The sequence below is a fragment of the Gilliamella sp. B2887 genome (assembly GCF_026537015.1).
In the GTDB taxonomy this organism is placed as follows: Bacteria; Pseudomonadota; Gammaproteobacteria; order Enterobacterales; family Orbaceae; genus Gilliamella.
In genome coordinates this window covers 162,654-169,909 of sequence record NZ_JAFNMX010000005.1, presented here as the reverse complement: position 1 = coordinate 169,909, position 7,256 = coordinate 162,654, and the positions used below count along the sequence as shown (strand labels likewise).

The following is a 7,256-nucleotide window of genomic DNA, read 5'->3' as shown; positions in this document are numbered from 1 at the left end:
TGATGAATTGAAAATAGTTGTCTATCATTCAACAAACTTTTACTGGACAGAGACTTCAAATGCAGTCAATTGTATGAACCGTTTTCACTGAATTTTATGTTTACTGGTTTAGTGAAAAATTTTATGGTAAAGCCTATGGTTTAAATCTAATAGGTAAAAACAGAGTGAATAATAAATTTTAGGATAAATATGACATTTTAAATAAAACATCGAATAAGTTGGAATCGGCAGGATATTTTTATTTTGATTGCGGTTCAAAAGATGATTTTCTTTTAGGTAATACCCTATTAAGTATGAATCTTAAAAAAATAAGATTCACTATACATTCATTGCCCGCAATGGCGGTCATGATTGGTCCTATTGGACTTCAGGATTTGATGAAATGCTGATCTTTATTAGTCAAAGGTTACAACATTTTAAATTTACTGATTAAAATTTGATGGATCTTTGATTGTATTTTATGTTGAATATGGCAACTCAATAAGCGGATTATTCTGCTTATTTGTCGATATTGTTATATTTTTTAACTAAAACCTGCTAATTTAAAATAACTGTTTTTTTACCACTGACGTTTCCAAGCAGGTAATTTTTTTAATATTACATATGCAGTGTGTTTAGCCATTGAATAATCGATATGATGATTATTGGCATAACCCAGAGCAACTTCTTGCCATTTTTCTTCAAAAGTTTTCATTGTGCCATCTTTATGAGCACAATGTTTACAATAACTTTTTGACATATCATGCAAGGGATAATCACCAAGTGTAGTCATTGGCATACCACATGCTATACACATTTTCATCGCTGATGATCTCAATTTAATTAATAATGATGATGCATTATTTGCAATTATTACTAATACGAAAAATGCTACTCCGAGTTGTTATAGATTACAAGTTACCATTGAAAATAGGTAACAAGAATAAAATCTAAAAAATTAAGTTCACCTTGTAAGGTGTGTTTTTGGGCGCTTTGGGTGTTAATGTTACAATAATCGATAACGATGTATTTGTGCCCTTTGTTATACAAGCGAATTATTTCTTAGTATCTGAAAAATTTAACAACTAAGCTGACTGTTTTACAACGAAATCATTTTATACTCTAACGTAATTATCAGTTTTACAAACTTTTTACCAAACGTTGATATCTAAAAAATTCAAGTTGATCCAATCAATTCTATTTTCTGTTAAGGATAAACCTTAGTTATGTCTTTTCAAACCTAAACCTTTACTCAATACTCTAAAACAATCATCACAACCATGAGTTGCTGCATTAAGTAAAGTTTGAGTTGGCGCATGGATTAGTTTATTGGTTAATCGATGAGAAAATTCCGCCAAGACTTCATCTACATTTGCTCCTTGCTTGATAGCCTTTAGCGCTTTGGTTTCTAACTCATGTTTAATAATTTGTGCATGAGAGCGATACTGTTTAACGTAGTCAACTGCGTAACGAGCTTTAAGCCAATCGGTGAATTGCTCAGATTGTTCTTGAATAATATGTTGAGCTTTTTGAGCAGCAATGGCGCGTTGTTCTAAATTATTTTCAACCGTTTTTTGAAGATCATCAATCGTATATAAATGTACGTTATCGAGTTGGTTAATTTCCTGTTCGACATCACGAGGGACAGCTAAATCAATAAATAACATTTGCTGATAATTTCTTGCCTGCAATGTGCGTTCAACCATCCCTTTTCCAATAATAGGTAATGGGCTAGCGGTGGAACTGATAACGATATCGGCTTCTTTAAGACGATTAGCTATATCAGGTAGTGATATGATTTCAGCATCAATAATAGATGCTAATTTTACTGCTTTGTCACGTGTACGATTCGCAACAAGAACGTGATTAAACCCATGAGGTTTTAAATAGCGAGAAATCAGTTCTATTGTCTCCCCTGCTCCAACTAACATGACATTTAATTTTGAGGTGTCTGTAAATAACTTACGCGCAATAAGGCAAGCAGCATAAGCAACCGAGGCAGTATTAGAGCCAATATTGGTTTGACTGCGCACAAGTTTTGCTACATGAAAAATATTTTGAAAAAGCTTTTCTAAAGTCATCGACAAACAGTGATTTTTTTGTGCAATGCCATAGGCAACTTTAACTTGACCCAAAATTTGTGGTTCACCGATAATCATTGAATCCAAACCACTGGCAACGGCCATTAAATGTTCAATAGCTCGTTGACCTTCATACCAATAAAGCACGTTTTTATACTGTTCAAGATTAACATGGTGGAATTGACCTAACCAATTTTCAACGAATTCTTTTAACCTTAAATAATTTGTTTGATGTTCATAGTTTAAATAAATTTCGGTGCGATTGCAGGTTGATAATATTACACACCCCTCAATTAGAGGATGTTGATAAAGGCTATACAGTGCTTTATTGACTATTTCGTTAGGAAAAGCAATTTTTTCTCTTAATGCTAATGGTGCAGTCTTATGATTAATACCTAATATTGTGATTGACATTGCATTGTGTCTTCTTGAGTTTTATTTTGATGAATAACTGTATTATGAAGCATTCTTTGCGTAATATTATACATAAAAAAATATTAAACGTTAATTTACAGTTACTTTTTCTTATTATGGTAATTATCAGTTATAATAAAGCAATTCTATCGTTCAACTACAAGAGATGATTCATGTCTAAAATCAAATATGCTTTTATTCTGGTTTTACCTTTTATTATCACCGCTTGCCAGATCAATAAACCTAAAGATACAGCATCAATTGAACAACAATGGAAAACTCATCAACAGACTCTTGAACAGATAAATACTTTTCGTGTTCATGGCAGTATTGCCCAAACAAGCGAAACATCTCGTAACTATGGTCGATTTTTCATTTCCCAACAATCCGTTAATCATTTCGAAGTTAAGTTAACAACGCCTGTTGGAACAACTATTTTAACGCTAAAATCTGAGCCTGATTTTGCGGAACTTATTGATAAAAATGGTAATCATTATAAAGATATTAATATTGAAACCTTGATGAAGAAAGTATCGAATGTTAATGTTCCTTTTAATTCTCTGCATAATTGGTTAAAAGGTTATTCTAATAGTTTGAATGATAAACTAGACTCCTTAGGTAGATTAGCATCAACGAATTTTATGCAAAACAATAATCAATGGAACTTGAACATCTCCAAGTATTCCACTTATACCTATCAAAACCAAAAAATAGATTTACCTGCAATTATTGAGTTGCATCATAATGATGAACACATTCGTCTGAAGATCAATAACTGGGTTTTGCAATAAAAGGAAGTCATGATGAAACAGTGGTGTTCACCAGCAAAATTGAATTTATTTCTTTACATTACCGGGCGCCGTCCTGACAATTATCACGATTTGCAAACCATATTTCAGTTCATCGATTATTGTGACGTTGTAACTTTTAATATGCGTCAGGATAATCAAATCAATTTACTTACCGAGTTTGTTAATGTCCCTGTAGACAAAAACTTAATGATTATTGCTGCCAATCATTTAAAATCTTATGCCAATCGTCAGGATTTAGGCGTCGATATCACTATTGATAAAAAAATCCCTATGGGGGGCGGACTAGGCGGGGCTTCATCAAATGCGGCAACGGTATTAGTCGCTCTTAATCAATTATGGCAACTCAATTTAAAAACCGCTACATTAATTGAAATAGGACGGCAAATTGGTGCTGATGTACCCATCTTTATTTATGGTCAAGCGGCTTTTGCCCAAGGTATTGGTGATCAGTTTTTAACGGTTGATATTCCACAATACTGGTATTTAGTTACCTACCCTAATATTGAAATATCCACCGTTAAAGTCTTCAATGATCCGGAGCTTACTCGTAATACTCCCAGTAGAAATCTTGATGATTTATTGGCTTTGTCATTTGATCAGTTTAGAAATGATTGTGAAATGGTTGTCCGAAAGCGATATCCAATAGTTGATAAGGTCATTCGCTATCTTTCTCAATTTGCTCCAACCCGATTAACGGGTACCGGTGCCTGTATTTTTACCCAATGTCAAACCGAACGAGAAGCGAAACAAATTCAACAAAAACTTAATAATAACTTTCAGGTACCAAGCTTTGTTGTCAAAGCATTGAACAAATCGCCTTTATATGGCTAAGAGAAAAAACCTATAAACCTTAACCAAAGCAATGGTTAAGGTGCATTAAGTGTAGATTTCGCATAAAAATTCATTCATTTAACAAGTTCACTTGGTATCACGAAAAGTCTCTCATCATAGTATTCGACGCAATATAATCCATCATAATTTACATAACCTTGTTCAGCCAATTTAGATTTTAGCCAATCCTCGTCTTTGCCAATGGATTTTAACCCATCTTCATTTGGACTTTGATTTTCTAAGACAAGGACAGAAATATCTTTATCCCCTTTTTTAACAACGGTCAATTGTCCGTTAGGTTCTAAGATAGCTTTATCCACCGCATGAATGGTAAAGATGTTTTTCATTCTAAGTAGTACTGCAAAACTGGAAAAATCCAAATTAACGGCAGTAAAGGCATCTAATTTAATTTTGCCCTTTTCCATTAATATAATCGGATTACCAACGATGAATGCTTTGGCATTTTGACTTTTTTTCTTCAAATAGTTGGAAGTATACATGATGGCCGTCCACATGAGTAAAACCACCAAAAAATCAAAGACAGTAAGTTTAGGATTATAGATGATACCTCCAGCAATTCCACCTAAAATCATATTACCAATAAAATCAATACTCGACATTTGCGATAATGATGTCTTACCCGTAATTTTTAAAAATAAGATGATGCAAATAAAAACAACCAATAATTTTAATGCAATAACTGAAAAATCATAATAATTCATTTGAGTATTACTCCCATAAAAGGTTTGATCGACATGGTTTAGCGCAAGGACAAAGATCTAAGGGTTACCAACTAAAATAGGACTGAAATAGAAATTATTTAGGCTAATTGAGGCGGATTCAACCGCCATAAGTATTAAGTTATTTGCGAATTAATTTAACTGAGTTTTTACTCCCCATTTTACCGCTAATTGCTGTTTATTAGAATGAGGAAGCCAACTATTAATGACATCCAGTAGTTTTTGATTGCCCAATTGAACCATATAAGCTTTATAGCTTTCTGTCCCCTTAAATGGCGCGTTAGTTGCTAAGCATAAAACGTTGGGCTCCTTGTATTGATAATACTGACCTTCAATAAGATCGGTCACCATGAGATCCGCTTTTTTATCGCGTAATGCTTGAATATTATCAAAATTATTTTCTACGCGGATCACTTGTGCTGTATGAATGTTATTATTTACAAAACTTTCATTTGTACCACCAGGATTAACAACCACCTTAACGCCAGGTTGATCAATTTTGTCTAAATTTGATAATTTTGATGCGACTTCACAGGCTGCTAATGCCACTTTACCATTTTTTACAATTTCATCTGATAGTAAGAATTTTTCTGCACGTTCTCGGGTATAAGTCACCCCACCCATAGCGACATCGTAATTATCATTGGCTAAATCTTGCGATAAAGTTGGCCAACTTGTGAGATAAAATACCGGCGTTACGTTTAATCGTTTTGCTAACTCTTTAGCCATATCAACATCGAAACCGACCAATTTTTCTTGAGAATTATAAAAAGCTAATGGCGCATAATCAGCGGGTACCCCAATTTTCAAAAAACCTGAATTGATGATTTCATCGTAAGTTCTTGCTTGTGCTAGCCCTGAACACAATAATAATGCCATAATGGTGGACACTTTTTTCATTTTTTATTCCTTTTCCTGTTAAAATTAGTCAATTATTATTCATAACTGATAGTAAAAAATCAGATAAATCATTTATCTAAATTGTTCATCCATCATAAAATCATACCTTCTTTTGAAGGTGAGTATGAGATGGAATATTTATTCGTTTGGCAATCAATTTTGGTGGGAACTTTTAAATATTCATCAATCCTTTGAGCATAAATATCATGGTTAGCCATTCAGTTACCACAAAAATAACGTTTTCATGCATTTACAACTTAATGAACATGAATGAGTCTGAAAGACATATTTAATGTGGTGATCGATCCAAAACAAATAGAAATTTATTAGCAAGGATTATTGGCTCATCATCATAAAATGACGAAATGTATAATCATCGCCATAAATTAAATTTGGATTTTCACTTACAAATCATGTTTTGCAATGGTTTTTAGCTCTTAATTCAAGAATTGCAAAAGGTTTATTCAAAACATCGTCTGAAGCAATTTCAAAACCAATTATTTGCTCAATTTTTTCCTTTTCATAGATACCATAGAAAAAGTTACTGTTTTATTTCATTTAGAAATTTTATGACAAACTGCTCAAAGATAATACTGAATTGTAAAAATGGGTAAAAAAGCGATTAAACGATGCATAAACGCATCACAGAAATCGCTTTTTAACTAGCCTATCTCGCTATTTTACGGTGTGTTAACTGTTTGTTTATTGCCACTGTAAAGAGCAAAGGTATATAATAAAAAATTAGTCGCTCTTAAAGAAAATAGTTAGAGAATATTTAATATGACTCAATTGCAACAAAAACTTGAACTTATTAAAAATAGCATTATTACGATCCCAGATTATCCAAAACAAGGGATACTGTTTCGGGATATCACCAGTTTACTTGAAGACCCTATCGCCTTTAAAACATCTGTCGATCTTTTAATTGATCATTATCAAGATAAAAAAATTGACAAAGTTGTTGGTACTGAAGCTCGTGGTTTTATCTTTGCTGCTCCTTTAGCATTAGCTTTAGGTGTAGGTTTTGTACCGGTAAGAAAACCCAATAAGTTACCTCGTCACGTTTTTAAAGAAGAATATCAACTTGAATATGGTACTGATACATTAGAAATACATTGTGATGCAATAAAACCGAATGAACGCGTTTTAATCATTGATGATTTGCTTGCGACAGGTGGAACCGTTGCTGCTACCGCTAAATTAATTCAAAAAGCGGGAGGAATAGCTGAAGATGCAGCGTTTGTTATTAATTTGCCAGATTTACAAGGTAAAACTAAGTTAACCAAGATGGGAATTAATTGTTACACATTGGTCGATTTTGGTGGTGAATAACCAATAATCGCCAAATCATTGCTATAAATCAAATTTTAAGGGTAATGTTTATTACCCTTTTTTATAAAATCGATTCAGCCTCTATTTTTCTGATCTCAAATTTCTGTCTTCACTTCATTTTACAATTTGAATAAAAAAATACAACAACTGCATAAAAAATCAAATTA

The 7,256-nt window shown here is 32.8% G+C and carries 7 protein-coding genes; 3 read left to right on the top strand and 4 right to left on the bottom strand.

The features are described from left to right. Positions 1-559: 559 nt before the first annotated feature. A complete protein-coding gene (locus tag J3U13_RS06175; RefSeq protein ID WP_267340851.1) occupies positions 560-802 on the bottom strand; it encodes a zinc ribbon domain-containing protein in 243 nt (80 codons plus the stop codon). Between the two features lie 397 nt (positions 803-1,199). Continuing rightward, positions 1,200-2,474 carry a glutamyl-tRNA reductase gene (hemA, locus tag J3U13_RS06170; protein WP_267340849.1) on the bottom strand — a complete coding sequence of 425 codons (1,275 nt, stop codon included), beginning with the start codon at positions 2,472-2,474 and terminating at the stop codon, positions 1,200-1,202. Positions 2,475-2,647: 173 nt separating this feature from the next. Between hemA and lolB the strand changes: the two genes are divergently transcribed. Both lolB and ispE read left to right on the top strand, forming a co-directional pair. Next, positions 2,648-3,265: a lipoprotein insertase outer membrane protein LolB gene (lolB, locus tag J3U13_RS06165; RefSeq protein ID WP_267340847.1), complete on the top strand. Its 618-nt coding sequence runs from the start codon at positions 2,648-2,650 to the stop codon at positions 3,263-3,265. 9 nt (positions 3,266-3,274) lie between these two features. Then, on the top strand, positions 3,275-4,117 hold the full coding sequence (gene ispE / locus J3U13_RS06160) for a 4-(cytidine 5'-diphospho)-2-C-methyl-D-erythritol kinase (RefSeq protein ID WP_267345793.1): 843 nt from the start codon (positions 3,275-3,277) through the stop codon (positions 4,115-4,117). 74 nt (positions 4,118-4,191) lie between these two features. On the opposite strand, the gene J3U13_RS06155 is transcribed toward ispE, so the two are convergent. After that, the gene (locus J3U13_RS06155) at positions 4,192-4,839 is read right to left on the bottom strand and encodes a DUF421 domain-containing protein (RefSeq protein WP_267340844.1); all 648 of its coding nucleotides are present in this window, start codon (positions 4,837-4,839) and stop codon (positions 4,192-4,194) included. Positions 4,840-4,989: 150 nt separating this feature from the next. After that, a complete protein-coding gene (locus tag J3U13_RS06150; protein ID WP_267340842.1) occupies positions 4,990-5,757 on the bottom strand; it encodes a transporter substrate-binding domain-containing protein in 768 nt (255 codons plus the stop codon). A gap of 780 nt (positions 5,758-6,537) precedes the next feature. On the opposite strand from J3U13_RS06150, the gene apt reads away from it, so the two are divergent. Beyond that, complete coding sequence (gene apt / locus J3U13_RS06145) at positions 6,538-7,089, top strand: adenine phosphoribosyltransferase (protein ID WP_267340840.1); 552 nt, start codon at positions 6,538-6,540, stop codon at positions 7,087-7,089. Positions 7,090-7,256: the final 167 nt, after the last annotated feature.